The sequence below is a fragment of the Vogesella sp. genome, from assembly GCF_046297735.1.
In the GTDB taxonomy this organism is placed as follows: domain Bacteria; phylum Pseudomonadota; class Gammaproteobacteria; order Burkholderiales; family Chromobacteriaceae; genus Vogesella; species Vogesella urethralis.
Genome location: NZ_JBKBHK010000007.1, coordinates 57,343 through 81,808 on the forward strand (window position 1 = coordinate 57,343; position 24,466 = coordinate 81,808).

30 protein-coding genes are annotated in these 24,466 nt (G+C 65.5%); 11 read left to right on the top strand and 19 right to left on the bottom strand.

Features of this window, described 5'->3' with window-relative positions; translation table 11 throughout:
- Positions 1-74: 74 nt before the first annotated feature.
- From ACK4FZ_RS10345 to cyaY, 4 genes are all read right to left on the bottom strand, one after another.
- On the bottom strand, positions 75-809 hold the full coding sequence (locus ACK4FZ_RS10345) for an amino acid ABC transporter ATP-binding protein (protein WP_409820550.1): 735 nt from the start codon (positions 807-809) through the stop codon (positions 75-77).
- A 125-nt stretch (positions 810-934) separates the two neighbouring features.
- Positions 935-1,714, bottom strand: coding sequence for a 16S rRNA (adenine(1518)-N(6)/adenine(1519)-N(6))-dimethyltransferase RsmA (gene rsmA, locus ACK4FZ_RS10350; RefSeq protein ID WP_409820552.1), 780 nt, complete (start codon positions 1,712-1,714; stop codon positions 935-937).
- 212 nt (positions 1,715-1,926) lie between these two features.
- Complete coding sequence (locus ACK4FZ_RS10355) at positions 1,927-2,334, bottom strand: YqaA family protein (protein ID WP_409820553.1); 408 nt, start codon at positions 2,332-2,334, stop codon at positions 1,927-1,929.
- A complete protein-coding gene (gene cyaY, locus ACK4FZ_RS10360) occupies positions 2,335-2,652 on the bottom strand; it encodes an iron donor protein CyaY (protein ID WP_144370702.1) in 318 nt (105 codons plus the stop codon).
- 94 nt (positions 2,653-2,746) lie between these two features.
- On the opposite strand from cyaY, the gene lptM reads away from it, so the two are divergent.
- The 5 genes from lptM to ACK4FZ_RS10385 all read left to right on the top strand — a co-directional run bounded on the left by lptM (position 2,747) and on the right by ACK4FZ_RS10385 (position 6,771).
- Positions 2,747-2,863 (top strand): LPS translocon maturation chaperone LptM, encoded by a 117-nt coding sequence (gene lptM, locus ACK4FZ_RS10365; RefSeq protein WP_144370701.1) that lies wholly within the window; start codon positions 2,747-2,749, stop codon positions 2,861-2,863.
- A complete protein-coding gene (locus tag ACK4FZ_RS10370; protein WP_409820556.1) occupies positions 2,860-3,357 on the top strand; it encodes an N-acetyltransferase family protein in 498 nt (165 codons plus the stop codon). The genes lptM and ACK4FZ_RS10370 overlap by 4 nt, the downstream gene beginning before the upstream one ends.
- 129 nt (positions 3,358-3,486) lie before the next feature.
- Positions 3,487-4,482 carry an MbnP family copper-binding protein gene (locus ACK4FZ_RS10375; protein WP_409820559.1) on the top strand — a complete coding sequence of 332 codons (996 nt, stop codon included), beginning with the start codon at positions 3,487-3,489 and terminating at the stop codon, positions 4,480-4,482.
- Positions 4,479-5,651 carry an MbnH family di-heme enzyme gene (locus tag ACK4FZ_RS10380; protein WP_409820562.1) on the top strand — a complete coding sequence of 391 codons (1,173 nt, stop codon included), beginning with the start codon at positions 4,479-4,481 and terminating at the stop codon, positions 5,649-5,651. Before ACK4FZ_RS10375 ends, ACK4FZ_RS10380 begins: the two co-directional genes overlap by 4 nt.
- Positions 5,596-6,771, top strand: a complete 1,176-nt coding sequence (locus ACK4FZ_RS10385) for a hypothetical protein (RefSeq protein ID WP_409820566.1) — start codon at positions 5,596-5,598, stop codon at positions 6,769-6,771. The genes ACK4FZ_RS10380 and ACK4FZ_RS10385 overlap by 56 nt, the downstream gene beginning before the upstream one ends.
- 134 nt (positions 6,772-6,905) lie before the next feature.
- On the opposite strand, the gene ACK4FZ_RS10390 is transcribed toward ACK4FZ_RS10385, so the two are convergent.
- Positions 6,906-8,582 (bottom strand): diguanylate cyclase, encoded by a 1,677-nt coding sequence (locus tag ACK4FZ_RS10390; protein WP_409820569.1) that lies wholly within the window; start codon positions 8,580-8,582, stop codon positions 6,906-6,908.
- Positions 8,583-8,979: 397 nt separating this feature from the next.
- Between ACK4FZ_RS10390 and ACK4FZ_RS10395 the strand changes: the two genes are divergently transcribed.
- The 4 genes from ACK4FZ_RS10395 to ACK4FZ_RS10410 are packed head-to-tail and all read left to right on the top strand — an operon-like array spanning position 8,980 to position 10,689.
- Positions 8,980-9,231, top strand: a complete 252-nt coding sequence (locus tag ACK4FZ_RS10395; RefSeq protein WP_409820571.1) for a VOC family protein — start codon at positions 8,980-8,982, stop codon at positions 9,229-9,231.
- A gap of 50 nt (positions 9,232-9,281) precedes the next feature.
- A complete protein-coding gene (locus ACK4FZ_RS10400; protein ID WP_409820573.1) occupies positions 9,282-9,524 on the top strand; it encodes a recombinase RecA in 243 nt (80 codons plus the stop codon).
- Complete coding sequence (locus ACK4FZ_RS10405; RefSeq protein WP_409820575.1) at positions 9,511-10,221, top strand: helix-turn-helix transcriptional regulator; 711 nt, start codon at positions 9,511-9,513, stop codon at positions 10,219-10,221. Before ACK4FZ_RS10400 ends, ACK4FZ_RS10405 begins: the two co-directional genes overlap by 14 nt.
- Before the next feature lie 60 nt (positions 10,222-10,281).
- Complete coding sequence (locus ACK4FZ_RS10410; protein ID WP_409820577.1) at positions 10,282-10,689, top strand: VOC family protein; 408 nt, start codon at positions 10,282-10,284, stop codon at positions 10,687-10,689.
- Positions 10,690-10,827: 138 nt separating this feature from the next.
- On the opposite strand, the gene ACK4FZ_RS10415 is transcribed toward ACK4FZ_RS10410, so the two are convergent.
- The 11 genes from ACK4FZ_RS10415 to ACK4FZ_RS10465 all read right to left on the bottom strand — a co-directional run bounded on the left by ACK4FZ_RS10415 (position 10,828) and on the right by ACK4FZ_RS10465 (position 21,222).
- On the bottom strand, positions 10,828-11,244 hold the full coding sequence (locus ACK4FZ_RS10415) for a helix-turn-helix domain-containing protein (RefSeq protein ID WP_409820579.1): 417 nt from the start codon (positions 11,242-11,244) through the stop codon (positions 10,828-10,830).
- 354 nt (positions 11,245-11,598) lie between these two features.
- Positions 11,599-11,751 (bottom strand): hypothetical protein, encoded by a 153-nt coding sequence (locus tag ACK4FZ_RS10420; protein ID WP_409820581.1) that lies wholly within the window; start codon positions 11,749-11,751, stop codon positions 11,599-11,601.
- A gap of 167 nt (positions 11,752-11,918) precedes the next feature.
- Positions 11,919-16,046, bottom strand: a complete 4,128-nt coding sequence (locus ACK4FZ_RS10425; protein ID WP_409820583.1) for an SNF2-related protein — start codon at positions 16,044-16,046, stop codon at positions 11,919-11,921.
- Positions 16,047-16,263: 217 nt separating this feature from the next.
- A complete protein-coding gene (gene hemL / locus ACK4FZ_RS10430) occupies positions 16,264-17,541 on the bottom strand; it encodes a glutamate-1-semialdehyde 2,1-aminomutase (RefSeq protein WP_409820585.1) in 1,278 nt (425 codons plus the stop codon).
- Between the two features lie 311 nt (positions 17,542-17,852).
- A complete protein-coding gene (locus ACK4FZ_RS10435; protein ID WP_409820588.1) occupies positions 17,853-18,185 on the bottom strand; it encodes a thioredoxin family protein in 333 nt (110 codons plus the stop codon).
- Between the two features lie 395 nt (positions 18,186-18,580).
- Complete coding sequence (locus ACK4FZ_RS10440) at positions 18,581-19,042, bottom strand: CYTH domain-containing protein (protein WP_409820589.1); 462 nt, start codon at positions 19,040-19,042, stop codon at positions 18,581-18,583.
- Entirely contained in the window at positions 19,026-19,436 is a 411-nt protein-coding gene (locus tag ACK4FZ_RS10445; RefSeq protein ID WP_409820591.1) for a DVU_2496 family lipoprotein, read from the bottom strand. Before ACK4FZ_RS10445 ends, ACK4FZ_RS10440 begins: the two co-directional genes overlap by 17 nt.
- On the bottom strand, positions 19,436-19,852 hold the full coding sequence (locus tag ACK4FZ_RS10450; RefSeq protein ID WP_409820593.1) for a CopD family protein: 417 nt from the start codon (positions 19,850-19,852) through the stop codon (positions 19,436-19,438). Before ACK4FZ_RS10450 ends, ACK4FZ_RS10445 begins: the two co-directional genes overlap by 1 nt.
- A gap of 2 nt (positions 19,853-19,854) precedes the next feature.
- On the bottom strand, positions 19,855-20,205 hold the full coding sequence (locus ACK4FZ_RS10455) for an MmcQ/YjbR family DNA-binding protein (RefSeq protein ID WP_409820595.1): 351 nt from the start codon (positions 20,203-20,205) through the stop codon (positions 19,855-19,857).
- Positions 20,206-20,218: 13 nt separating this feature from the next.
- Positions 20,219-21,028, bottom strand: a complete 810-nt coding sequence (locus tag ACK4FZ_RS10460) for a M48 family metallopeptidase (RefSeq protein ID WP_409820597.1) — start codon at positions 21,026-21,028, stop codon at positions 20,219-20,221.
- A gap of 29 nt (positions 21,029-21,057) precedes the next feature.
- Positions 21,058-21,222 (bottom strand): rubredoxin, encoded by a 165-nt coding sequence (locus ACK4FZ_RS10465; RefSeq protein WP_047968505.1) that lies wholly within the window; start codon positions 21,220-21,222, stop codon positions 21,058-21,060.
- Between the two features lie 102 nt (positions 21,223-21,324).
- Here ACK4FZ_RS10465 and ACK4FZ_RS10470 point away from each other — a divergent pair, with 102 nt between their 5' ends.
- Both ACK4FZ_RS10470 and thiE read left to right on the top strand, forming a co-directional pair.
- Positions 21,325-22,179, top strand: a complete 855-nt coding sequence (locus tag ACK4FZ_RS10470) for a hydroxymethylpyrimidine/phosphomethylpyrimidine kinase (protein WP_144370677.1) — start codon at positions 21,325-21,327, stop codon at positions 22,177-22,179.
- A complete protein-coding gene (gene thiE / locus ACK4FZ_RS10475) occupies positions 22,176-22,784 on the top strand; it encodes a thiamine phosphate synthase (protein ID WP_409820599.1) in 609 nt (202 codons plus the stop codon). Before ACK4FZ_RS10470 ends, thiE begins: the two co-directional genes overlap by 4 nt.
- Positions 22,785-22,814: 30 nt before the next feature.
- Here thiE and ACK4FZ_RS10480 read toward each other — a convergent pair whose 3' ends face one another.
- The 3 genes from ACK4FZ_RS10480 to ACK4FZ_RS10490 form a co-directional block, all read right to left on the bottom strand.
- The gene (locus ACK4FZ_RS10480) at positions 22,815-22,943 is read right to left on the bottom strand and encodes a hypothetical protein (protein WP_409820601.1); all 129 of its coding nucleotides are present in this window, start codon (positions 22,941-22,943) and stop codon (positions 22,815-22,817) included.
- Positions 22,944-23,033: 90 nt separating this feature from the next.
- On the bottom strand, positions 23,034-24,311 hold the full coding sequence (locus ACK4FZ_RS10485) for a DASH family cryptochrome (protein ID WP_409820603.1): 1,278 nt from the start codon (positions 24,309-24,311) through the stop codon (positions 23,034-23,036).
- Positions 24,308-24,457: a DUF2256 domain-containing protein gene (locus ACK4FZ_RS10490; RefSeq protein WP_409820605.1), complete on the bottom strand. Its 150-nt coding sequence runs from the start codon at positions 24,455-24,457 to the stop codon at positions 24,308-24,310. Before ACK4FZ_RS10490 ends, ACK4FZ_RS10485 begins: the two co-directional genes overlap by 4 nt.
- Positions 24,458-24,466 lie beyond the last annotated feature (9 nt).

Consider the following 24,466-nt stretch of genomic DNA (forward strand, 5'->3'; position numbering starts at 1 on the left):
AAGTTTCTCCAGTTTCTCGGAAGGATGTGACTTTATTATCAGGCCGCGCCGACACCGGTGCGGCTTACTGTGGTTTAGTTCATCGGTGTCAGCAGCTGGCGCAGGAACTGCTTGGCGCGATCGTGCTGAGGGTTGGTGAAGAAGTGCTCCGGATGCGCCTCTTCGATTATCTGGCCGTGATCGACAAACACCACGCGGTCGGCCACTTCACGGGCAAAGCCCATTTCGTGAGTCACCACCATCATGGTCATGCCGGACTCGGCCAAATCCTTCATTACCTTCAGCACTTCGCCGATCATTTCCGGGTCCAGTGCCGAGGTAGGTTCGTCAAACAGCATTACGCGCGGCTCCATGGCCAGGCCGCGTGCAATGGCCACGCGCTGCTGCTGGCCGCCGGACAGCTGCGACGGGAAAGCGTCTTTCTTGTGCGCCAGGCCAACGCGCTCCAGCAGTGCCACAGCCTGCTTTTCGGCCGCTGCCGGCGCGGTGCCTTTGACCTTGATAGGCGACAAGGTGATGTTTTCCAGCACCGACAGGTGAGGGTAGAGGTTGAAGTGCTGGAACACGAAGCCCACTTCGGCCCGCAGCGCATTCAGGTTGGTTTTGGGGTCGGCCACGTTGACGCCGTCTACCCAGATTTCGCCTTCATTGATGCTTTCCAGCTGGTTCACGGTGCGGATCAGCGTGGACTTACCCGAACCGGACGGCCCGCACACCACCACGACCTCGCCCTGCTGTACCTGCAGATTGATGCCGTTCAGGACGTGCAGGTCCTTGAACCATTTGTGCACATTGTTGAAACGAATCATGGTTTCTCTCTTTTCCCACCAGTTAGCGTAAGCCTGGCTGCTGCCTGCGGCAGTCTTGTGTCAGGCCGGTATGTTCCGGATTGTGTACAGCCGGCAGTGCACACTCAAGGCGCACTGCAACATCGTTACCCGCGACGGGCAATCAGGTTGGTCAGCGCCACGTACTGCGCCACGCTCACATTCTCTGCTCGCCAGCCGGCATCGATACCGATGGATGCCAGTTCTTCGTCGCTGACCAGGCCCTTGAGGTTGTTGCGCAGCGTCTTGCGGCGCTGGGCAAACGCCTGGGAAACCACCTCTTCCAGCAGCACTTCGTCGTCGGCGACACCACAACGGCCGGCATCCGGAATCATCCGTACCACCGCCGAATCCACCTTCGGCGGCGGGTAGAACGCTCCCGGTGGTACCAGCAAGATCTGTTCCATGTCGAAACGGTACTGCAACATCACCGTCAGGCGGCCGTAATCGGCGGTGGAAGGCTCGGCCACCATGCGGTCGATCACCTCTTTCTGCAGCATGAAATGCATGTCGATGACACGGTCACCGTAGCAGGCCAGATGGAACAGCAGCGGGGTAGAAATGTTGTACGGCAGGTTGCCCACCAGCTTGAAACGGCCATCGCACACGCTGCCGAAATCGAAGGCCAACGCGTCGCCTTCATGGATGGAAAGCCGTGCCGGATCGAACTCGCCGCGCAGACGGCTGATGATATCACGGTCGATTTCCACCACATGCAGATGGTCTAGACGCTGCAACAGCGGGCGTGTCAGCGCACCCAGACCCGGGCCGATCTCCACCACCACGTCGCTACGGCTGGCGCCGACGGCATTGACGATGTCTTCGATGACACGCTGGTCCTGCAGGAAGTTCTGCCCGAAACGCTTACGCGGAATGTGTTTGCTCATGGCACGCTCAGTTCTTCAAAAAACGAAAGCCGCCCGCACCGCGCAGGGTGTGGCAGCTTGCAAAATCGGCTTGCCGGGGACGCTGCCTGCCGCCAGAGTCGGCGCAGCAAATCGCGTCGGCAAAACGCTATTGTATCGGTGTCACCGCCGCGGCGGGCGTCCGGATTTCCGTACACGGCAGCCAGTTGCGTACGCCAGGCCGTCTACCGCGCTTATTGCCACTGCTGCAGCCCCCAGGCCAACAGCAGATAACGCGCCGTCTTGCCGGCCGCCAGCCAGCCCAGGCAGGGCCACCAGGGCAAGCGCAACCAGCCGGCGGCCAACGGTAGCGCGTCGCCCAGCAACGGCACCCAGCTCAGCAGCAAGGTCGCCGGGCCGAAGCGGGCAAACCAGCGCGCGGTGCGCGGCGGCAACGGTTTGGCTGGCGCCCGCCGCCCCAGCCACAGGCTGGTGGTACTGCCGGCGGTGTTGGCCACGCTGGCCACCAGCAGCGCCGGCCACAGCAGCTGCGGCGTCTGGCTTAGCAAGGTAGCCAGCGCCAGTTCGGAATTGCCCGGCAACACGGTGGCCGACAGGAAGGCCGATGCGGCCAAGCCGGCCAGCCACGCCAGCTCCGTCATTTATACGACAAAGCGGAACGCTTCGCCGGCAGCGGTGCTGACCACCTGCGACAGCGTGGCGCCAAACTCTGCACCGTCGCGGGCGGCCAACCACTGGCCATCGCGCAGCGCAAAGTGGAAGCCCCCGCTCTTGGCGGCAATCCACAGCTCCTGGTTCGGGACGTGACGGTTCACCACGATCTTGGCGCCGTCGTCGAACTCGATCTCCAGTACATTGCCGCTGATCAGGCAGTCGGTATCCAGGCCGGCCTCTTCGAGCGCGTCTTCGATACGACGGAAGATGCGGTCGGTCAGGTCGAGAAAATCACTTTCGGTCATGGGTGGCATCCTGTAACAAGGTTGGCCGCCACGCGCTTGGGGCTGGCGGGCGGGCCTGATAGACTGCCATTTTGCCATAGCCCCCGGAATCCGTATGCGTCACCTCCTGCTGCTTGCCCTGCTCAGCCTTGCCGTCACTGCCTGCGGCTACAAAGGCCCGCTCTACCTGCCCAAGGCACCGGCACAAAACCACACCAGCCCGGCACCATGAGCGGCATCACCCTGCGTGCGGCCAACCTGGCCGACCCTGCCGACTGCCAGCTGCTGATGCAACTGACCGACGCTTACGCGCGCGACGCCATGGGCGGCGGCGAGGGCTTGTCCGCACAGGCACGCCAGCACCTGCCTGCCGCGCTGGGCCGCCACCCCGGCCTGTTTGCCCTGATCGCCGAACGCGACGGCGAAGCGGTCGGCCACGCGCTGTGCGTACTGGGTTTTTCCAGCTTCTACGCCGCACCGGTATGTAATCTGCACGACCTGTCGGTGCTGCCTGCCGCACGCGGCCTGGGGCTGGGCAAGGCCTTGCTGCAAGCGGTGGAACAGGCGGCCGCGCTACGCGGCTGCGCCAAGGTGACACTGGAAGTGCGCGCCGACAACCACGTTGGCCGCCAGCTGTACCTGGGCCAGGGCTTTGCCGAATCCGGCCTCGGCGGCACACCGTACCAGATGATGGAAAAGCGCTTGCCCACTGCGCAAAAAGCCTGATCTAGCGCAAAAGCTGGCACGATCTGCGACGTTTGGCCGCATTGGCGCGACAATTTGTCGCACTAGCATGACGTCATGCATCGGGATAATCCTCCTTTGTATCAACATTGACACAAAGGAGAACCTTTCATGCGCACTGCACTGCTTCCGCTCGCCACCCTGCCACTGTTGCTGACCGCCTGCCTCGGCGGAGGCGGGGGTGGCGGCGAGACCACTGCGACGGCCAGCACCAGCACGACAAACACGAGCAGCCCCACCTCGGTCAGCATCCAGTTTGCCCTGAAATCCGGTAACAACAGTGTTAGCTGCGGCAACGCCATCAGCAGCCTGGGCACGGGTGCGGTCAGCGCCGACCTGAAAGACGCGCGCTTTTACGTACACGACGTCAAGCTGATCACCACTCAGGGCAACGCCGTGCCGGTAAAACTGACCCAGGACGGCCAATGGCAATACCTGGATACCGCGCTGCTGGACTTTGAAAACGCCGCCGGCGCCTGCGCCAGCGCCGGCACTGCTGCCACCAATAATCTGGTGCAAGGCACCATCGATAGCGGTAACTACGTCGGCCTGAGCTTCCAGGTTGGCGTGCCGTCCACCGCCACCAATAGTAGTGGCAGCACCGTCGGCATGAACCACCTGCCCACCGCCACGGCACCGGCGCCGCTAAACATTGCTGCCATGGCCTGGAGCTGGCAGGTTGGCCGCAAGTTCATGAAGGTGGAAGTCAACCCGGTAGGCGGCGTCGCCCGCCCGACCACCCCGCCCACCACCGCCACCACGTTCAACATTCACCTTGGCTCGACCAACTGCACCGGCGGCGATGCCACCACCGGCCTGGGCGTAAGCTGCAGCAACCCCAATCGCGGAGCGGTGAAGTTTGCTGCCTTCAACCCGTCCAGCCAGCAAGTGGTGCTGGACATCCAGCAGCTGCTGGCCGGCAGCAACCTGTCGCAAGACAGTGGCGGCGCCGTCGGCTGCATGAGCGGCAGCACCGACCCGGAATGCCCGGCGGTCTTCGACAAGCTGGATCTGTACCTGACGGCCAACCCGGCTGGCAGCGGTAACCAGGGCCAGCCCAAGGCGGACGGCAGCAACGTGCCGGCCTTCCGTGTAGAAAGCAAATGATGCGAGCACTGCTGATCTCCCTGGCCAGCAGTGCGCTGCTGGCCGGTTGTCTGGGCGGCGGCGGTGCCGGCGGCACCACCGTCATCGACCCGTCGCGCAGCAGCAGCGGCTGGCAATGGAACCTACCGGCCGACGTGCCCACCCCGGTCGTGCCCGCTGACAACCCGATGAGCGAAGCCAAGTTCCAGTTGGGCCGCCAGCTGTTCTACGACAAGCGCCTGTCCGGCAATGGCACGCAAAGCTGCGCCAGCTGCCACCATCAGGACAAGGCCTTTACCGACGGCCTGGCGGTATCGCCCGGCAGCACCGGCGAGCTGACACACCGCAACGCGCAGCACTTGGCCAACAGCGCCTGGCACAGCACCTATACCTGGGCCAACCCCTCGCTCACTACGCTGGAGCGGCAGATGGAAGTACCGCTGTTTGGCACCGACCCGGTGGAAATGGGCATCGACGACAGCAATAAAGACACCGTTCTGGCACGCATCAAAGCCGACGCCGACTACCGCCAGCGCTTTGCCGAGGTATTCGGCAGCAGCGGTGACGTGATCACCTTTGGCAACATCATCAAGGCGATTGCCACCTTCCAGCGCGGCCTGGTGAGTTTTGACAGCAAATACGACCGCTACCTGCAGAAAAAAGCCGTGCTGAGCGCAGAAGAGCTGCGTGGCATGCAGCTGTTCATGGGCGAAACCGCCGAGTGCTTCCACTGCCACGGCAGCTTCAACTTCAACGACCAGACCAACCACCTGGGTAGCCCCGAGGTCAATCGCGCCTTCCACAACACCGGCCTGTACAACATCGATGGCCAAGGCGGCTTTCCCTTCCCCAACCGCGGCCTGTTCGAGTTCACCAGCCTGCCGGCCGACATGGGCGCCTTCCGTGCCTCCAGCCTGCGCAATATCGCCAACACGGCGCCCTACATGCACGACGGCAGCATCGCCACGCTGGAAGAGGTGCTGGATTTCTACGCTGCCGGTGGCCGCAACCTCACCAGCGGGCCGCACGCCGGTGACGGCCGGCTGAACCCGTACAAAAGCGACCTGATCGCGCGCATCAACCTGAGCGCCCAGGACAAGCAGGACATTATTGCCTTTCTGAAGACCCTTAGCGATGACACACTCCTTACCAGCCCGCGCTTTAGCAATCCTTTCCCTGCTGGCCAGTAGCACTGGCAGCTGGGCACACGACAGCGTGGCGCACGATGGTGCCGAGGGCAGCGCCGTAACGGCACAACAGCTGTCGCTGAACCTGGATCTGCGCCAGGGGCGCGGCAGCCAACACGCGCCAGCCGCCCTCAGCCAGATCGACCACCCGGCCGCCGCCAGCCTGCGCGAGCTTAACGCCGACCGCAGCACGCTGGACTGGCATGCCCGCTGGCACGACCAGCTACAGACGTACTGGGCAGTCAGCTACGACCGCGAGCGCGAACAGCTGGCCAACGACCAGGCCTGGCTGCGCTGGGCCGCCACCCCAGGCCAGCTTGCGCTGCAAGCCGGCCGCTTTAGCCCGGCACAGGCGCTGGCCGCCGACGAGTGGGGGCGCAGCAGTCTGCGCGACACCCTGCTCACCGGTGGCCACGACCACTGGCACGACAGCGGGCTGGCACTGCAACTGCAGCAACCAGGCCGCCGCCTGACACTGTCCGCCCTGCGCGGTGAAAGCAACCCCGGCACCCGTCGTGCGGGCGCACAAGCCGGGCTGTGGTTGCTGGCGCTGGAGCAGGACCTCGGCCCGCTGCAGCTAGGCCTGACCGCCGCCGACACCCCGCGCGTGACACTGCAGAATGCGCTGGCCGGCGATGGCCACAGCCATAGCCACGGTGGCGCCAGCGGCTGCCAGAGCACGCTGGCCTGCCTGAACGGCGACGGCCAGTGGCTGGAGCTGGCCGCCCGCGGCCAACTGTACGGTGTCACGCTACGCGGTGCCGTCGGCAGCCGGCGCGAGCAGGGCACGCTGGCCAGCCCCACCGGCCGGGTGAACTATGATGGCCGCAGCGACTGGCTGGGGCTGGACGCAGGCTACGCCTTGCCGTGGGGCCTGGACGCTGCACTGCGCTACGAGCGCCTGCGCCTGCGCCATACGCTGAGCGGCAACAACGCAGCGATCCTGGCCAGCGAAGCCGGCATCAGCAACAGCCGCCACCAGCCGGAAGTACTGGGCGTGCGCCTGCGCTGGCAAGCGGCCAAAGACAGGCAGCTAGCGCTGGAGTGGCAGGAAGACCAGACCGACCCGCGTTCGCGCGAACGCTGGCTGCTGCGCTGGCAGCAAAGGCTGGATTTGCTGTAGCGCCGTGGCACGTCAACGCCTGCTGGCCACACCAGCAGGCGTTGTCTTTGCAAACCGCCAGGCGGCGGCTTGGCGCCTACGTTGACCGCAAAAAAACCAAGCCGCCCGATGGGCGGCTTGCTTGTGCATACTGGCTAATTGAGCGTGGCCAGCTGCAAGCGGTTGCGACCGTGGCGCTTGGCCTGATACAGCGCCAGATCGGCCTGCCGCAGCGCCTGCTCCCAAGGCTGCGGGCTGTGGCACCACTGCACACCAAAGCTGGCGGTGACGTGCAATAAAGGGTGTACCTCGTGCCAGCAATAATCCAGTATGGCCAACCGCAAGCGCTCGCAGCACGCCAGCGCATTTTCCAGTGATGGTTCGTTCAGCAACAGCACAAATTCCTCGCCACCAAAGCGTACGGTCAAGTCACTACTGCGGGTGCGCAGCGCAATGATCTGCGCCACTTTTTTCAATACCTCATCGCCTACCGTGTGACCGAAACGGTCATTGATGGATTTGAAATGATCGAGATCCAGCACCACCACGGCTATTCCGGCATGTGGCTGGCCGGCCAGTGCGGCCAACCTGGATGGCCCCTCATGATCAAGGCAGCGGCGGTTACCAACACCGGTCAACGGGTCGATCAGCACGGCGCGCTCCAGCTCGCTCATGCGTGCCTCGGTAACCACTTTTTCGGCCTCCAGCTGGGCGGCACGCAAACGCTGATGCTCCGCCTGCAAGCGCTCACGCTCCGCCGCCAACTGCGCGCTGGTGATTTCCAGCTCCTTGCGGATGGCCCAGCCTTGGGTACTGCTGCGCTGGATATTCTGCTCTTGCTCGCTGCGACGCAACGCCTCCAGCTGGCCCAGCGCCAGCTCGAACTGACCGCTGCGCTTGTACAGCTGATAAAGCTGCTCTTGGGCAAACTGGCGCATTTCGAACTCGATCATGCTGCCAGGCAGCGATAACATGTGTTGCAATGCTGCTACGGCCTCGTCAAGGCGGCCGGTACGCTGCAACAGCGACGCCTCGATCAGATCCGCATTACGTTGCAAGGAATGAAAGTCGCTGCCAGCCAGCGCCGTACGCAAGGCAGCCAACGCAGCGCTGCCCAGTTCGTACTCACCCAGGTCCACATAGGCCTCAGCCAGGTTGGTCTGCAACATCGCCCACTGATGACGATTATCGTGGTGCGCCACGCTGTGCCAAGCCTGGTGGTAGTAGTCCAGCGCAGTACGTAGCTGCGCGTGGGCAGACACTGTATGACCCTGCTGCAGCAACTTGCGGCCTTCACTGCTGTGCAGGGTGCCCAGATTGTTTAGCGCCGCAAACAATGCGGTGTGATAACCACCCGCATGGGCCTGCCCGGCTGCCTGTTGCAATAGCTGTACCCCTTGCTCCAGATCGGCCAGCGCACCGTAGGTGCAGACACCGGCACGGTTCAAGGCCAAAATGGCCAGCTGGGGGTCTTCACTGGTACGGGCAGCCGCTAGCGCTTCCAGTGCATATTTCAGGCCATCCTGCATCAGTCCCATCTCATTGCAGGCAATCGCTACCACGCACAAGACATCGGCTCGCGCGGCTGCCTGACGGGCAAAATCAAGCGTAGCGGCGACTTCCAGCCCGTTGCGTACGGCATCGGCAAAATGCCCCATACGGAACTGGTGATGCGCCAACTCGGCCATCGCCTGCTGCCACTGCGCTTGGTGCTGTGGCAAACGGCACAACCGCAAGGCTTCTTCGGCAGCGTGAACCCCGATCTGATGCTGGCCGTTGTCGTGGCAACGACGCGAACGACGCAACGCCAGCGCAATTTTGCGCTTGAGCATAGCCGACTCATGCAGTGATGCGTTCTCTGTCATGCCTTTTCGTTTCGATAGAATCAAGCACAGGCCAGCGGCAATCTCGCAACGGCCCCCAGCTGCCTTTACCGTAATCGATAAATGATACGCACGGCGCGTACGCTTGGCGTAAAAGCCAAAACCACGCCGAGAAATATGCGCCGCCCACCATACTCCTGTTGCCGTTTTGCCACTGCAACAAGTGCGTAGCACACCTGCTGACAGCATGCTGTCAGTACCTAGCACGCATACTGTGCCCACTTAAGCGGGGAGCCTGAGCCTGAACAGCCTGATTCGCTGGTTCGAACTGCCCACCAACAACTTCGACCGTGCCATTGGCTTCTACCCGCAAGTGTTCCACGTGGAACTGAAAGTCGCAGAAGTCATGAACGATGCCATTGCCATGTTTCCCAATGGCGGGGGCTGCGTCATCGCCAGCGAAGACATGCAACCATCGGCACAAGGCCGCCGTGTTTATCTGGATGGTAGTCCTGATATCCATACTGTGTTGGCCCGTATAGTAGCCACAGGTAGGCAGATGCTACTGTCTGCGATGACACTGCCCGGCAACAATGGCTGCTTCGGGCTGTTTGCCGACAGCGAAGGTCATGTCGTAGGCCTGCACAGTACCGCCTGAGTCAGTCCATGGCACCCGCCAGCTTATCAACACTAGGAGTACCACGTCGCATGCCATTCCCTGCCGATGAATACGCCGCCATGCTGGCACTCAAGGGCGTTGGCCCTACCGTCATCCGCCGCCTGGAGCAACTGGGCTATCACTCGCTGGCGCAACTGGCCAACGCCGATAGCGCCAGCCTTTGTCAGCAGATCGCCGCCTTACTGCGCAGCAGCTGCTGGCAAAACAGCCCGCAGGCCCGCGCCAGCATCGACGCTGTCCTTGATTTAGCCCGCCGGAATGCGCCGCGCTGACCGTCTGCTGCAAATCCTCCTGCTGCTGCGCGGGCGCCGCCGCACCACCGCTGCGCAGCTGGCACAGTGGCTGGAGGTATCGCAGCGTACCGTGTACCGCGACATGGCCGACCTGCTGGCCAGCGGCGCGCCAGTAAACGGTGAAGCCGGAGAAGGCTACTGGCTGGAAGCCGGCTTTACGCCGCCACCGCTCAGCTTTAGCGCCGGCGAGTTGGCCGCGCTGGAAGTGGGCGCCCGCATGCTGGCCAGCTGGGCCGACGCCGACACCGCCGCTGCCGCCGCCAGCGCCGTGGGCAAGATCCACGCGGTGCTGGGCAGCGCCGGCCTGACACCGGCACCGCTTTTCGTGCCGCCTGGCGGCCATTACCCGCTGCACACCTTGCCGGCGTTGCGCACCGCCTGCGAGCAACGGCACTGCCTGCTGCTGCACTATCAGGACGAGGCCGGTAACGCCACCCAGCGCGAGGTGGCACCGCTAGGGCTGTTTTTCTGGGGCGACCGCTGGACGCTGGCCGCCTGGTGCCTGCTGCGCCACGACTACCGCCACTTCCGTATCGACCGCATCGTCAACCTTGCCGACAGCCCCTCCGCCTGGCCGGACACCGCCTCGCTGGACGCCTTCCTGCAACACAGCGACGCCGGCGACCACGCCCGCGAGCGGCTGTACCGGCAAACCCACCAACCCTGGCACCGCTAGCCGCCGTTGCCGCAGCACCACCCACGCGGCCAACACCAGGGCAAGCGACGGAGAAACACCATGGAAGCAAGACTGAGCTTTGTCACCCTGGGCGTGGCCGACCTGGCCCGCGCCACCGCCTTTTACCGCGACGTGCTGCAACTGCCGCAGGTACCGATGCCGGACTGCGCCGGCGTGGCCTTTTTCAAGCTGGGCAAAACCTGGCTATCACTGTACCCGCGCGCCGAGCTGGCCGCCGACGCCACCGTGGCCGACAGCCCGCCGACGGCGTTTCCGGGCTTTACGCTGGCGCACAATGTGCGTGAAAAGCATCAGGTAGACGACGTACTGGCCGAGTTGGCCGCACGCGGTGCCAGCATCGTGAAACCGGCGCAAGATGTGTTCTGGGGTGGCCGCAGCGGTTATTTCCGCGACCCGGACGGCTTTTTATGGGAAGTGGCGTGGAACCCGGGGTTTCCGCATGCCTGACCGTAGCCGGCGGCAGCGCAATAGCAACAGACGGTGCGAGACAGCTCGCCATAGTATGTTTTGTGACAGGAGGCGTCACGAATCATACAAAACACCCAATCAGACAGCGCAGCGTCACACAATGCGTCACACAAAGGGTCAAAACTCGATGGTGACCTTTTTGGCGCCCAGCAGCTTGGCACGGGCAATCAGCTGCTCCAGCGTGGCGTCGGCCAGCAGGATGCCGGGGGCCAGCACCGGCTCGCTGCGCGTTGCGGCAGCCGGGTTGGCCGCCACCGGGGTCGCCGGGTTGGCCGCCACGGGCCGGGGCGGCGGCGAGGCGGGGGCACGCGCGCCCGCCTGCTGCTGCAGCTCGGCCAACACCTTGCACAGGCGCTCGTAGGCATCGCGGCTGGGTTTGATGTTGCTGCTGTCTTGCGCTTCATAGCGCTGGATCGCCGCCGTGGACAAGCCCACCTGTGCTGCCAGCGCGGTGCGCGACAACTGCAACTGCTTGCGCAATGCCTTCAGCGCCGGGGCAAATTCGGCACTTTCAAAGTCGGGCAGAACGGTCATGGCGGGCTCCGGTGACGGGGAAAGCGTGCAATCATACACGCAAGTATGTATTAATACAAACAATACATACAATTGCCAGTGGTGTGTGTATGCGCCGCACAACACACTCATACATTAACACACGTCAATCCGGCTGCAATGCCTTGTTGCAGCTGACGCTTTCGGAAAGCCCGTCGTTAACATCACACAAAACACACTTCAACCATACAATTAATACTATTCGTCACACCATATGTATTAATTCACAATGCTCAATTTAATACAATTAACACAATCACACCTACTTGCTGCGCCAGCGCTTGCCATTGTGTGACCGCCGGCACAGGCAGGCCGGCCGGCACAGCAAATTCCCCATCAGCGGTGGCGGTGTGGCGGTGTGGCGGTGTGGCGGTGTGGCGGTGTGGCGGTGTGGCGGTGTGGCGGTGTGGCGGTGTGGCGGTGTGGCGGTGTGGCGGTGTGGCGGTGTGGCGGTGTGGCGGTGTGGCGCAGCCAGTGTACGGCCGGCATCGCAGCTAGCAAGCCTTGGCACGACGGGCAATCGATACGTGACAAATCGTGACGCCGCCGCGCGGCCAAACTTTGCGTGACCGATACGTGACTGCAAGGTTGGCCGCAGGCGTAAAAAAAGCCCACCGGATGGTGGGCTGGGTGTTCGGTGATCGCCAGTGGCGGGCTTAACCCTCGCCGCGCAGCAAGGCCAGCAGCGCTTCGGCGTCCAGCTTGGCGCTGATGTCGCCACCGGACAGCAGGCTGTCGGCCAGGTCGCGCTTGGCGTGGTGCAGGGCGACGATCTGTTCCTCGATGGTGTGCTCGGCTACCAGGCGGTAGATGGTCACCGGCCGTTGCTGGCCCATGCGGTAGGCACGGTCGCTGGCCTGGTCTTCTACCGCCGGGTTCCACCACGGGTCGAGGTGGATCACGTAGTCGGCCGCGGTCAGGTTGAGGCCGGTACCGCCGGCTTTCAGGCTGATCAGGAAAATGTCGCCTTCACCCTTCTGGAAGGCGTCAACGCGCGCCTTGCGCTCGCGCGCCGGCGTGGTGCCATCCAGGTACTGGTAGCGTACGCCGCGTTCGTCCAGGTGCTGGCGCACGATGGCCAGATGGTCGACAAACTGGCTGAACACCAGTGCCTTGTGGCCGTTTTCCAGCAGCTCGTCGGCGATGTCGGCAAACGCGGCCAGCTTGCTGCCGGACAGCGTGGAGTCCGGCAACGCCAGTTTGGGGTGGCAGCAGAAGCGGCGCAGGCGGGTGATTTCGGCCAGCACCTGCATCTGCTTGCCGTCCTCGCCCTGCAGCTCGTCCAGTTTTTCCACCGCCTGCTGGCGCATGGCTTCGTACAGGTGCAGCTCGTCGGCCGACAGCGGTACCTTGCGCGTGATCTCGGTACGCGGCGGCAGCTCGTCCAGTACCTGGCTCTTGGTCCGGCGCAGGATGAAGGGCTGGATCAGCTGCTTCAGCGCGCGGCGGGCGTTCTTGTCACCGCGCTCGATCGGGGTGGCAAAGCGCTGCGCAAAGCGTTCCTGGCTGCCCAGCAGGCCCGGGTTCACAAAGCGGAACAGGTTCCACAGCTCGCCCAGGTGGTTTTCTACCGGCGTACCGGAGGCGGCCAGGCGGAAGCCGGCCTGCAGGCTCATCACCGCCTGCGACCGTTTGGTGCCGGCGTTCTTGATGGCCTGCGCCTCGTCCAGCACCACGGTCTGCCACGGTACGCTGGCAAAGTCGTCGGCGTCCTGCTGCAGCAGGCCGTAGCTGACGATCACCAGATCCATCGGCTCCAGCCCCAGCAGCGTGCGCTGCTGCTGGTAGGCGCGTACTTTCAGCGTTGGCGCAAAGCGGGCGGCCTCAGCGATCCAGTTCAGCGCCACCGAGGTAGGGGCTACCACCAGCTGCGGGCCGTGCGGCGCGCGGTCCAGCAGCATGGCCAGCGTTTGTACCGTCTTGCCCAGGCCCATGTCGTCGGCCAGGCAGGCGCCAACACCCCAGCGCGCCAGACGCGACATCCAGGCAAAGCCTTCCTGCTGGTAGTCGCGCAGCGTGGCCTGCAGCGTGGACGGCACCTGCGGCTGGTAGTCGCGCAGGCTTTCCAGCGTGGCCAGCTGTTGCTGCCAGCCGTCGTCGGCGTCGAATTCGCCCACTTCACCGGCCAGCTCGGCCAGCAGCGGGGCGTTCAGTGCCGACAGGTAAACCCCGTCCTTGCCGGCGTGGTCGGCCAGCAGCGCCAGCTCGTCCAGCCGCTTTTTCATCACGTCGGTCAGCGCCAGCCAGTCGTCGTCGCCCAGCTGCAGGAAGCGGCCGGGCTGGTTCTGCACCAGCGCCAACAGCTCTTTCAGCTGCAGCACGCGGCCGTCGTCCAGCGTCAGCTGGCCGCTCAGCACGAACCAGTCGCCCTGTTGCTTCAGGCCCATCGCCAGCTGCGGCAGGCCGCGACGGCCCTTGATGCGCATGCGTTCGCCTTCCGGCCACACGCAGGCCAGCAAGCTGGCGTCCAGCGCCTGCAGTTCAGACAACACTTGCAGCGCGGCTTGCGGGTCCGGCAGCTGCCATTCCTGGCCGTCACTTTCGGCGGCGGACAGGCCCGGACAGGCGTCCAGGACTTTTTGCAGCGCGGCTGTTTCGGCCTTCAGGCGGCGCTGGGTCTGCACCGTGCGGCCGTCCAGCTCGCCGACGATGGTTTCCAGGCCCTGGCCGGGGCGGCTCCAGCTACCGCCGGGCAGCGGCCGCACCAGCAGCTGCAGACGCAGGCCCTGCGCCAATGGCAGCAGGTGGGCGTACAGCGTGCCGTCGGCCGGTACCGCGTCGACGTTGGCGGCCAACTCGGGCAGGTCGGAGTGGATGGGCACCAGCGGTGCGATGCTGGTGACGGCTTCCACCAGCTGCGCCTTGGCGGCTACCGGCACGGTGAGCTCGCGCCCCAGAATGGCAGCGATCTGGCGGATTTCGCGGCTGACGCTGTACACCAGCAGTCGCGTCGGGGTGTCTTTTTCCCACACTACTTCGCTGTCGGCGGTGATCTTGGCCGGCGACAGGCGCAGGCGGATCTGGGCGTCGCTTTCTTGCAGTTGCAGCGCCACGCTGCCGGCGACCACGTCGATGTGCACATCGGGGGCATCGCCCCAGAACACGGCCGGGTGGCCCACCAGACAGGGCAGGGCTTTCTCGGCGTCCAGCTCCCAGGCGCTGCTGGTGGCGTAGTGGTGCTGGTCGTGGTGGGTACGGATGTAACGCAGCAGCTGGCGGTCGGCTTCCTGCAGGTAGTCGAAGCTCTCCGGCTCGTCCAGCAAGCGGCGCAGCGCCACGGCGCGGCCCTTGCTCCATTGCTTCTTGGCGCCCAGTTTCTGTTCGCGCGGCTCCAGCAGCGCGCCGTGCGGGGCCAGCGTGAGCAGCCACGCCAGCCGGGTTTGCTTGCTATCCACGGTTGCCTTGTTCTCGGTTGATTTGCCGGCACCCAGCAGCTTCAGCGCGTTCAGCGCGTGCTGCCAGGCTTCCTGGCGACGCCAGGCCTGCACCAATGGCTGCAGGCCGCGTTCGGCGTGCCAGCCCGGGCGGCTGCGGCGCACGCCGAACTGGTACTCCAGCAGCGCGGCCCACTCTTCGGCTACCCAGTCGTAGCCTTCTTCCAGCATCAGGTCGCGCTGGGCGGCCAAGGCCTGCTGCCACGCCGGGGTGCGCGCGCTGCGCGCGTCCAGCCAGTAGGCGGCCAAGGCCACCAGCAGGCCGTCCACACCGCTGAGGGCGCTGGCATCCGGCAGTTGCAGGTTGGCATTCAGGGCGCCGCCTTCCAGCAGCACCAGCAGGTGTTGCAGCACGTAGTAGCCGTGGCCGAAGCGCTGACGGATGCCGCTGGCGATGGCTTGCTTCAGCTGCGCCTGGCGCGCTTTGTCCTGGCTGCCGATCAGCGCCAGGCAATGAAAAGCGGTCAGCGGAGCCGGCAGGTCTACCGTACGCTTGCCGGTCTGGCTGCGCAGGTCGGCCAGCCAGGTGTCGAGCATCGACAGCGCCTCGGCAAAGCGGCCTTGCAGTACCGGCAGGTAGCACAGGCGGGCCACCGGCAGGCCGTCGCCTTCGGCGCCGGGCTGGCGGATCTGCTCGAAGTCGGCGCGCCACAGGCTTTGCAGCAACAGCTGGGCGGTAAGGTCTTCCCAGTCGCGGTAGCCGTCGTCCAGCCGCGACAGCGCGTAGCGGTAGCCTTCGGCAAAGTGGTCCAGCCGCCAGTTGGCGTCCGGCAGGTAGTCTTGCAGCAGCAGCACCTGGATGTCGTCGTCGAGGCGGTCGAACAGCTGGCGGCCGGCGGCGTTGGCGAACAGGCGCTTGAACGGCGGCTGCGGCGTGGCGCCACCGGCCTGCATCAGCTGCTGGTACTGCGCCAGCCACTGCTGGGTGGGTTCGGCCTTGCCTTGCAGGATGGCCAACCACAGCCGCAGCTGGATGGCGGTGGCGGTCGGCACGTCCCACTGGTTACGCGGCAACGGCAGGTGTTCGCACAGCAGTTCGGCCCAGGCCGACAGCTCGGCCTGCTCGTCCATCAGTTGCAGCAGCACGGCGTTGCGCGCCGCCGGCGCGATGCGGTAGGGCAGGCCGGCGGTGCGCAGGATGGCGCCGCGGTGTTCCAGGTCGCCCAGGATTACGCCCAATTTGTCGCCGTTGACGGCTTTGCCGTGCTCGTCGCGAATCAGGTTCAGCTGCAGCAGGGCCAGCAGCGCGGCTTTGGATTCGCCGGCCGGCAGCAGCGCCAGCGCATGCAGCACGGCCATGGTGTGGGCGGGCAGGGTGTCCAGCGTGAAATCGGTGGAAAGCGCAGTCATAAGGCCTGTAAAACATGGCCACCGGCAAGCGGCTGCCGGACGGCAATTATCCCAACCAAACCACAAAGCGGCGACAAGATGCGGCCAACCCTGCAGCTTGGACAAACCCGTAATACTACGTGAAGCGGGCGCCGGGTGCCACGCACACACGCTGGCAATAGACGCAAAAACGCCGCCGGCATGACGCGGGCGGCGCGGAGCGGTACAGCCGGCAGGCTTAGATGCGGGCCAGCGCGCGAGCGGCGGCGGCGATGGTGTCTTCTACCAGCGCGTCGGTGTGGGCAATGGAGATGAAGCCGGCTTCGTACGCGGACGGTGCCAGGTACACGCCTTCGTCCAGCATGGCGTGGAAGAAAGCCTTGAAGCGCGGGATGTCGCACTGCGTGGCTTCGGCGTAGCTGGTGGGCACGCGGTCGCTGAAGTAGAAGCCGAACATGCCGCCCACGCTGTCGGTGGTCATCGGCACGCCGGCAGCACGGGCGGCGTCGGCCAGGCCGGCCGCCAGGCGGGCGCTGCGCTGGCCCAGGGTGTCGAAGAAGCCCGGCTGCTGGATCAGGCGCAGCGTGGTGAGGCCGGCGGCCACCGACAGCGGGTTACCGGACAGCGTACCGGCCTGGTACACATTACCCAGCGGCGCGATCTTGGCCATGATGTCGGCGCGGCCGCCAAAGGCTGCCAGCGGCATGCCGCCGCCAATCACCTTGCCCATGGTGGTGAGGTCGGGGGTAATGCCGTGCAGGCCTTGCGCACACTGCAGGCCAACGCGGAAGCCGGTCATCACCTCGTCGTAGATCAGCACCGCGCCGTGCTGCTCGGTCAGGCTGCGCAGCGCCTGCACAAACTCGGCCGACGGCTTGATCAGGTTCATGTTGCCGGCGATCGGCTCCAGGATCACGCAAGCAATCTTGTCGCCCAGCTCCTTGAAGGTGTCGGCCAGCTGCTGCACGTCGTTGTACTGCAGCACCAGCGTGTGCTGGGTGAAATCGGCCGGCACGCCGCCGGACGACGGGTTGCCGAAGGTGAGCAGGCCGGAGCCGGCTTTCACCAGCAGGCTGTCGGAGTGGCCGTGGTAGCAGCCTTCGAATTTCACGATCAGGTCACGGCCGGTAAAGCCGCGCGCCAGGCGGATGGCGCTCATGGTGGCCTCGGTACCGGAGCTCACCAGGCGCACCTGTTCTACCGACGGCAGCAGCTTGCAGATTTCTTCGGCGATCTCGATCTCGCCTTCGGTCGGGGCGCCGAAAGACAGGCCGCCCACCGCGGCGTCCTGTACCGCCTTCACCACCTCGGGGTGGGCGTGGCCCAGGATGGCCGGGCCCCAGCTGCCCACGTAGTCCAGGTACTGCTTGTCGTCGGCGTCCCAGAAGTAGGCCCCTTCGGCGCGCTTCACGAAGCGCGGGGTACCGCCTACCTGACCAAAGGCACGCACCGGCGAGTTCACGCCACCGGGGATCACCTGCTTGCCACGTTCAAACAGCTCGAGATTGCGGGACATCGTATTCCTTTCTGGCGGCGTCGCACGCCGCACGGGCTAATGGGGTATCGGGCGGCGCAGGGCCCCCGTGCTGCATCCTGTCGGTCAGAATACGGTCAGTTACCGGGGCAGGCGTTGACCTGTATCCATTCGCGGCGCCCTGTGGCGGACGTCTTTGTCAGGGCAGGATTGTCCGGCAAATCGGCGCGCAAGGCCACCGGCGGGCGCTAACACTGCGTTCAGGCGGTCAGGGGGCGTGCCATCCATAGTTGGCCGCAATACAGCTTGCTGCCTTGCGGCTTTGCGACCCAAAGGGGAGGAGCGACGCTTGCCTAACCCGCCGCCGGCAGCAAGGCCAGCAACGGCGCCAGCTCGGCAGCCGAGGTTGGCCGCACCACACGGCCCAGCTCCACGCCACCGTGCAGCAGGATCAGCGTGGGCCACAGCTTGACGCGAAAAGTACGCCCCAGCCGCCGCCCGGCACCGTCTTCCACCTTCACGTGCTGCCACTGCGGCACCTGTTGCAGCAGCTGTTCGATGGCCGGCTGCGCCGCCTGGCAATGCGGGCACCAGCCGGCGCCGAACTCCAGCAAAACAGGGCCGGGCAGGGCGTCCAGCGTGGCGCGGTCGGGCGCGTCGGGGGAATAGGTGGCAAGATAGGGCATGGCAGGGCTCCGACAAAGAGGACTGCCGACAAGGTAGCGCAGCCGATGACCCAGCGCCACCGGCGTCGCGTGCCACTGGTCGTAATCGCCACGCCAGTCACGGGCGGCCTAGTCGGTGTTGGGCGGCATGGTGTCAAAAACACCTGGTCACGACGCGTGATATCGGCCGCCACCCGCGCCTGCCGCCGCTGGGCACCGTGCCGCTTGCGGTGTACCGGCCGCCCGGCAGCCAGCACCCGCAAGCGCGCGCGCTGGCCGCGTTGTTTGGCCGGGCGCTGGCCGCCATTGGTCAGCCTGTGCCCGCAAGGCAGGCATGAAAATGGCCGCCAACCCACAGGGGTGGCGGCCATTGCTGGAGACGGCCCACAGGCGGGGCGGCCAACCTGCCGTACCGCTTACCAGCGACTGAACGGGTTTTTCGACAGGTAGGCGTTGGTAAAGCGGCCGTCGAAGGTGACTTCTTCGCCCAGCCACGCCGGCTTATCGAACGGCGTATCTTCCGACGGCAGCTCGATCTCGGCCAACACCAGGCCGGCGTTTTCGCCGAAGAACTCGTCCACTTCCCACACAAAACCGCCCAGTTCGATGCGGTAACGCAGCTTGTCCACCACCATCGGGCACATGGCGTCCATGATGGTTTGCGCCTCGGCTACCGGAATGGTGTATTCGAACTCGTGGCGGCTGATGTCGCTGATCTGGCCTTTCAGCGTCAGCCAGGCTTGGTCGCCCACCACCCGCACGCGCACGGTGCGCTCTTTTTCTACCGACAGGTAACCCTGCCGGTAGCGCACGCCTTCGGCCAGGCCGCGCCAGGCGTCACTGTTCACGCGGAAGCGGCGTTCAATTTCCACTGCCATGGGATTCCTCTTTCTTGATGGGGCGAGCCGGAGCTTTCAGGCGCCAGTCGGCCTCGCGGTAAGGGTAGACATCCTGCGGCCAACGCGCGTCCAGCCGGTACACATACCAGGGCTGGTCCGGCTGCAGGCGGCCGCCTTTCAGCGCGTCACTGTAGTCGCTGCGGGCGGCAATTACGCTGCAGTAGGCCTTGGTGCCGGGGTAGTGACCATCGCTGGCACGCTGCAGGCCGGGGGGCACCTGGCCGGGCAGCAGCTTGCCGGGCAGGGCAGCGGTGGTGGCGGCTGGGGTGTCGCCCCAGTCGGCACCGGACAGTACGAACACGCCGTCGGTACAGTCGTCGCGCTGGCAGCCGGCCAGCAGGGCCACCAGCAGGGCGGGGAGCAGCAGTTTCATCAGAACGGTTTCACAATCACAAGAATGAGCACGGCCAGCAACACCAGCACCGGTAGCTCGTTGAAGAAGCGGAACCACACGTGGCTGCGCGTATTCTGCCGCGCCACGAAATCGCGCTGCAGCTTGAAACAGTAGCCGTGGTAGGCGATCAGGCCAGCCACCAACGTGAGCTTGGCGTGCAGCCAGCCGCCGCTTACGCCGTAACCCAGCCACAGCACCAGGCCCAGCACCATGGCCAGCACGCCCAGCGGCGTCATGAAACGCAGCAGCTTGTGCGACATCAGCAGCAGGCGGTCGTACTCGGCGCCGGGCGTGGCCATGGCCAGGTTCACAAACAGGCGCGGCAGGTAGAACAAGCCGGCAAACCACGACACGACAAAAAACAGGTGAAACGCCTTGATATACAGGTAGGCCATGGTCACAGTCCGTACGCGGTGCGTACTTTCTTGGGGAGTTTGGAGAGCACCAGCCGGTGCGATGCGGCCAACCCGGCCTGCAGCTCGGCCAGGGTCAGCGCCTCGGTGCTGGCGACGCTGATCCAGTGCGCCCGCGCCAGGTACGGCGCCGGCCGCACGCCGGGCAGGCCGGACAGCGCCAGAAAGTCAGCGTCTGCCACCTTGTAGGCCAGCGCGTCGGCAACAAAGGTGGCGAACATCTTGCCTTCCACCTTCAGCACCGTCACGCCGTCCCACAGCAGCTCGCTGCCGGCGCCGGGTAGCGCCAGCGCGGCAGCGTACAGTTGGTCCAGCTGGGCGCGGGTAAGTTTCACGTGAAACGCGGCCTTAGCGCTTGGCGGCCTGGTACAGCGGCATCACCTTGGGGATCAACCGTTGCAGCTCGCCAATGCGCGCTTCACCAGACGGGTGCGTCGACAGAAAGCCCGGCCCGCTACCAGCACCGGCTTTCAGCATCTTCTGCCACAGCGTTACCGACGCTTGCGGGTTGTAACCGGCACGCGCCATCAGTTCCAGGCCGATGGTATCGGCTTCGGTCTCCATTACCCGGCTGCGCGGCTTGGACAGCGCCACGTCGGTGGCCAGTGCGGCCAACTGCATGGAGGTCTGCGACAACCCGGCCAGCTGGCCGACAATATTGAGACCGGCCTGCTTGGCGTACTCCTCGCTCATGCCTTCGCGGCTGTGCTCGCGCAGGGCGTGGGCGATTTCGTGGCCGATCACCGTGGCCAGCTCGTCATCGCTGAGTTTCAGCCGGTCGATGAGGCCGGTGTACACCATGATCTTGCCGCCGGCCATGCAGTAGGCGTTCAGCTCGTCCACGCTGGCCACGTTCACCTCCCACTGCCACTTCATGGCATCCATGCGGAACACGCCTACCTGGCGGATCAACCGGTCGGAGATAGCGCGCACGCGGCGGGTGGTGGCAGGATTAGCATTGAGTACGCCGGCCTGTTTGGCCTTGCTCAATTCCTGGCTGTAGGCCAGGGCAGACTGCTGATCCACCTCTTGCGAGGACAGCAGCACGAACTGCTTGCGCTTGACGCCCACCTCGCCGCTGGAGGTGGTGTTGACACAGCCTGCCAGCGCGGCACCCAGCACCAGCGCGGCGGAGATACGGATAGCCAGCTTGTTCATGTCGCGTAAGCCTTTCTGCTTGCCGATGGCTAGAACGCCATCATTTCAAAGTCGTCCTTGCGGGCGTCACAATCGGGGCAGGTCCAGTTCATCGGCACGTCTTCCCACTTGGTGCCCGGGGGGATGCCGTCTTCGGGGCGACCGGCCGCTTCGTCGTAGATAAAGCCGCAGATCAGACACATCCAGGTTTGCATAGCATTTGCCTTTGAAAGAGTAATATGAAGTCATGGGGCCGCGTTACAATCGCGGCGCGGCACGCCACCTTGCCCCCTATTGTAAACAAAAGAGGTCCTGCCTTGAGCACCGACAATCCGCTCCCACCCATCGTGCTGACCCTGGCCGGCTCCGACCCTACCGGCGGCGCCGGCATCCAGGCCGACATCCTTACCCTGGCCAGCATGGGCTGCCACCCGCTGTCCGTCATCACCGCCATCACCGTGCAGGATACGCGCGGCGTGCAGGATTTCATGGTGATCGACGACGAATGGGTGAGCGACCAGGCGCGCGCAGTGCTGGAAGACATGCCGGTGGCCGCGTTCAAGGTGGGGATGATCGGCAGCATCGACAACGCCGTGGCCATCGCCGAGCTGGCCAGCGACTACCCCGACATCCCGCTGATCTACGACCCGGTACTGGCCAGCGGCCGTGGCGACGAGCTGTCGCGCGAGGAGCTGATCCACGTGCTGCGCGACGTGCTGCTGCCGCAAGTAACGGTGCTCACCCCCAACAGCATCGAGGCGCGCCGGCTGGCGGCCAACGATGACGAAGACGAAGAAAGCCTCAGCGTGGCCGACTGCGCCAAGCGCCTGACGCGGCTGGGCTGCGACTACGTGTTCATCACCGGCACCCACGAAGCCACCCGCGACGTGGAAAACCGCCTGTACGACCTGGCCGGCGAGATTCGCGCCGACACCTGGCCCCGCCTGAACGGCAGCTTCCACGGCTCCGGCTGCACGCTGGCGTCGGCCATTGCCGGCCTGGTGGCACGCGGCCTGGCGGTACCCGAAGCGGTAAAAGAAGCGCAGGACTTCACCTGGCAGGCGTTGCGTTACGGCTTCCGCCCCGGCATGGGGCAGTACATCCCCGACCGCCTGTTCTGGGCCAACGACGACGCCAGCGAAGACGACAACAAGGACACCGACACGCCATGATCCGCGGCCTGTACGCCATCACCCCCGACACCGACAACAGCGAACAGCTGATCGAACAAGTCAGCGCCGCCCTTGACGGTGGCGCCCGTATCCTGCAATACCGCAACAAGGGCAGCGACGCCGTGCGACGCCTGTGGCAGGCCAACATCCTGAAAAGCCTGGCACAGAGCCGTGGCGCCATTTTCATCGTCAACGACGACGTGGCGCTGGCCGAAGCCATCCGCGCCGACGGCGTACACCTGGGGCGAGACGACGACGCCATCGCCGCCGCCCGTGCGCGGCTGGGCGAAGCTGCCATCATCGGCGCCAGCTGCTACAACAGCCTGGACCTGGCGCGCAGCGCGGTAGCCGCCGGCGCCAGCTACGTGGCGTTCGGCGCGGTATTTGCCTCCGGCACCAAACCCGGCGCCGTGCACGCGCCGCTGTCGCTGTTTGCCGACGCGGCCAACCTTGGCGTGCCGCGCGTGGCCATCGGCGGCATCACCGCCGACAACGCCGGCCAGGTGGTGACGGCCGGCGCCGACGCCATCGCCGTCATCGGCGGCCTGTTCGACGGCGACGGCATCGCCGAACGCGCCGCCGCCCTGGCCGCGCTGTACGCCTGATCTTTTGCGGCCAACCCTGGCCGCGCCGCCTCACACCCCCACGCTGTCCAGCGCCTGCAGCAGTTCGTCGATTTCCAGCCGGTGCCTTGCGTCGTGGTCGGCCAGGTCGGCCACCAGCTCGGCCAGCGTCAGCCGGCGCCGGCCTTCCGATACCGCCACGCGCGGCAGAATGGCATCGGGGTTCAGGTCACGCAGGTAGCAGGTGTACTCCAGTGCGCTGAAGGTAGCGCCCAGGGTTGGCCGCAGCGGCTAGCGCGTGCCCCACAGCCGGCGATAGGCACCGTCGGCGTCGTAATCGGCAGCCTGCTTGTCGGGGTTGAAGCGGCGGCTGCCGCGCGGATCGGTGCCGCGCCCGGCCAGGTACAGCCAGTTGCCCTGGTTGCTGTACACGTCGTAATCCACCAGCTGCGCTTCGAACCACGCCGCGCCGGCGCGCCAGTCGCCGCCCAGATCGTGCAACAGGTAGCTGGCTACGTTCTGGCGCAGGCGGTTGGACAGATAGCCGGTTGCGGCCAGCTCGCGCATGCCGGCATCGATAAAAGCGTGGCCGATGCGGCCTTGGCACCAGCGTGCAAACGCCTCGTCGGCCATCGGTGCCGGGGGCTGGCCGTGCAGGCCGCGCCCCCGGTACAGCCGGGCGCCGTACTGCCGGTGCAGCAGGCGGAAGTAATCGCGCCACAGCAGCTCGAACCACAGCCAGTAGCTGCCGTCGCTGGCGCCGTGCTGCGCCTCGTAGTCTTGCAGCGCGGCGTACAGCGTACGCGCCGACACGCTGCCCAGAGCCAGCCACAACGACCACTTGCTGGAGTAGTCCTGCCCGACAAGCCCATTGCGGGTGGCCTTGTACGTGCGCGGCAGGTCCCGCGCCAGGTACTGCTGCAGATGCGCCAGGCCGGCCGCTTCGCCAGCGTGAGCCGCCGGCAGGTGCCACGGCAGGCTGCTGCGCGGGTCGGGTTGGGCGTCGATAACGGCCAAGGACTGCCAGTCCACGCCGGCGGGTGGCGGCGGCAGCTGGGCCGGTGCGGCCAACGGCGCCGGCGGGCGTACGCCGGCCGCCTCCACACGCTGGCGGAAGGCGGTAAAGCTGGCCGGCAGCGCGGCAGGGGCAAACGGCAGGCTGGCCGGGTCCAGCAGCGTGCTCTGCCACACGGTGCTGACCGTCAAGCCGGCCTGGCGCAAGGCGGCTACCTGCGCCTGCTCCTCGGGGGCGGCGATGTCTTCGGCCACGATGTGCTGCACGCCATGGCGCGCCAACAGCGGCGGCAACACCTGCTGCGGCGCGCCGTGCAGCACCAGCAGGCGGCTGCCGCGCGCTCGCAAGGCGGCGTCCAGCGCGGCGATGGCGTCGGCGCGCACCCGTTGCCGCGCCGGTGACAGGCGGGCAAACGGCCACGGCGAATGCGGCTGCCAGCTATCGTCGAGGCACACCATCGGCAGCAGGGTGTCGGCTTGCGCCAGCGCCTGGCACAAGGCCGGGTTGTCGCCCAGGCGCAGGTCGTGGCGGAACCAGTACGCTACGGCGCTCATGATGCGCTCCGGCGCATATGGCGGCAGCGGTCGGAGCAATACTTCACCTCGTCCCACACCGCCTGCCATTTCTTGCGCCAGCTGAACGGGCGGCCACAGGCGGCGCACACCTTGCTGGGCAGGTCGGCTTTCTTGCGCATTTTCATGCTTGCTCT

Coding starts and splice junctions, on each gene's coding strand:
- ACK4FZ_RS10345 (WP_409820550.1), bottom strand. CDS start 809: ATGATTCGTTTCAACAATGTGCACAAATGGTTCAAGGACCTGCACGTC.
- rsmA (WP_409820552.1), bottom strand. CDS start 1,714: ATGAGCAAACACATTCCGCGTAAGCGTTTCGGGCAGAACTTCCTGCAG.
- ACK4FZ_RS10355 (WP_409820553.1), bottom strand. CDS start 2,334: ATGACGGAGCTGGCGTGGCTGGCCGGCTTGGCCGCATCGGCCTTCCTG.
- cyaY (WP_144370702.1), bottom strand. CDS start 2,652: ATGACCGAAAGTGATTTTCTCGACCTGACCGACCGCATCTTCCGTCGT.
- lptM (WP_144370701.1), top strand. CDS start 2,747: ATGCGTCACCTCCTGCTGCTTGCCCTGCTCAGCCTTGCCGTCACTGCC.
- ACK4FZ_RS10370 (WP_409820556.1), top strand. CDS start 2,860: ATGAGCGGCATCACCCTGCGTGCGGCCAACCTGGCCGACCCTGCCGAC.
- ACK4FZ_RS10375 (WP_409820559.1), top strand. CDS start 3,487: ATGCGCACTGCACTGCTTCCGCTCGCCACCCTGCCACTGTTGCTGACC.
- ACK4FZ_RS10380 (WP_409820562.1), top strand. CDS start 4,479: ATGATGCGAGCACTGCTGATCTCCCTGGCCAGCAGTGCGCTGCTGGCC.
- ACK4FZ_RS10385 (WP_409820566.1), top strand. CDS start 5,596: ATGACACACTCCTTACCAGCCCGCGCTTTAGCAATCCTTTCCCTGCTG.
- ACK4FZ_RS10390 (WP_409820569.1), bottom strand. CDS start 8,582: ATGCTCAAGCGCAAAATTGCGCTGGCGTTGCGTCGTTCGCGTCGTTGC.
- ACK4FZ_RS10395 (WP_409820571.1), top strand. CDS start 8,980: ATGAACGATGCCATTGCCATGTTTCCCAATGGCGGGGGCTGCGTCATC.
- ACK4FZ_RS10400 (WP_409820573.1), top strand. CDS start 9,282: ATGCCATTCCCTGCCGATGAATACGCCGCCATGCTGGCACTCAAGGGC.
- ACK4FZ_RS10405 (WP_409820575.1), top strand. CDS start 9,511: ATGCGCCGCGCTGACCGTCTGCTGCAAATCCTCCTGCTGCTGCGCGGG.
- ACK4FZ_RS10410 (WP_409820577.1), top strand. CDS start 10,282: ATGGAAGCAAGACTGAGCTTTGTCACCCTGGGCGTGGCCGACCTGGCC.
- ACK4FZ_RS10415 (WP_409820579.1), bottom strand. CDS start 11,244: ATGACCGTTCTGCCCGACTTTGAAAGTGCCGAATTTGCCCCGGCGCTG.
- ACK4FZ_RS10420 (WP_409820581.1), bottom strand. CDS start 11,751: ATGCCGGCCGTACACTGGCTGCGCCACACCGCCACACCGCCACACCGC.
- ACK4FZ_RS10425 (WP_409820583.1), bottom strand. CDS start 16,046: ATGACTGCGCTTTCCACCGATTTCACGCTGGACACCCTGCCCGCCCAC.
- hemL (WP_409820585.1), bottom strand. CDS start 17,541: ATGTCCCGCAATCTCGAGCTGTTTGAACGTGGCAAGCAGGTGATCCCC.
- ACK4FZ_RS10435 (WP_409820588.1), bottom strand. CDS start 18,185: ATGCCCTATCTTGCCACCTATTCCCCCGACGCGCCCGACCGCGCCACG.
- ACK4FZ_RS10440 (WP_409820589.1), bottom strand. CDS start 19,042: ATGGCAGTGGAAATTGAACGCCGCTTCCGCGTGAACAGTGACGCCTGG.
- ACK4FZ_RS10445 (WP_409820591.1), bottom strand. CDS start 19,436: ATGAAACTGCTGCTCCCCGCCCTGCTGGTGGCCCTGCTGGCCGGCTGC.
- ACK4FZ_RS10450 (WP_409820593.1), bottom strand. CDS start 19,852: ATGGCCTACCTGTATATCAAGGCGTTTCACCTGTTTTTTGTCGTGTCG.
- ACK4FZ_RS10460 (WP_409820597.1), bottom strand. CDS start 21,028: ATGAACAAGCTGGCTATCCGTATCTCCGCCGCGCTGGTGCTGGGTGCC.
- ACK4FZ_RS10465 (WP_047968505.1), bottom strand. CDS start 21,222: ATGCAAACCTGGATGTGTCTGATCTGCGGCTTTATCTACGACGAAGCG.
- thiE (WP_409820599.1), top strand. CDS start 22,176: ATGATCCGCGGCCTGTACGCCATCACCCCCGACACCGACAACAGCGAA.
- ACK4FZ_RS10485 (WP_409820603.1), bottom strand. CDS start 24,311: ATGAGCGCCGTAGCGTACTGGTTCCGCCACGACCTGCGCCTGGGCGAC.
- ACK4FZ_RS10490 (WP_409820605.1), bottom strand. CDS start 24,457: ATGAAAATGCGCAAGAAAGCCGACCTGCCCAGCAAGGTGTGCGCCGCC.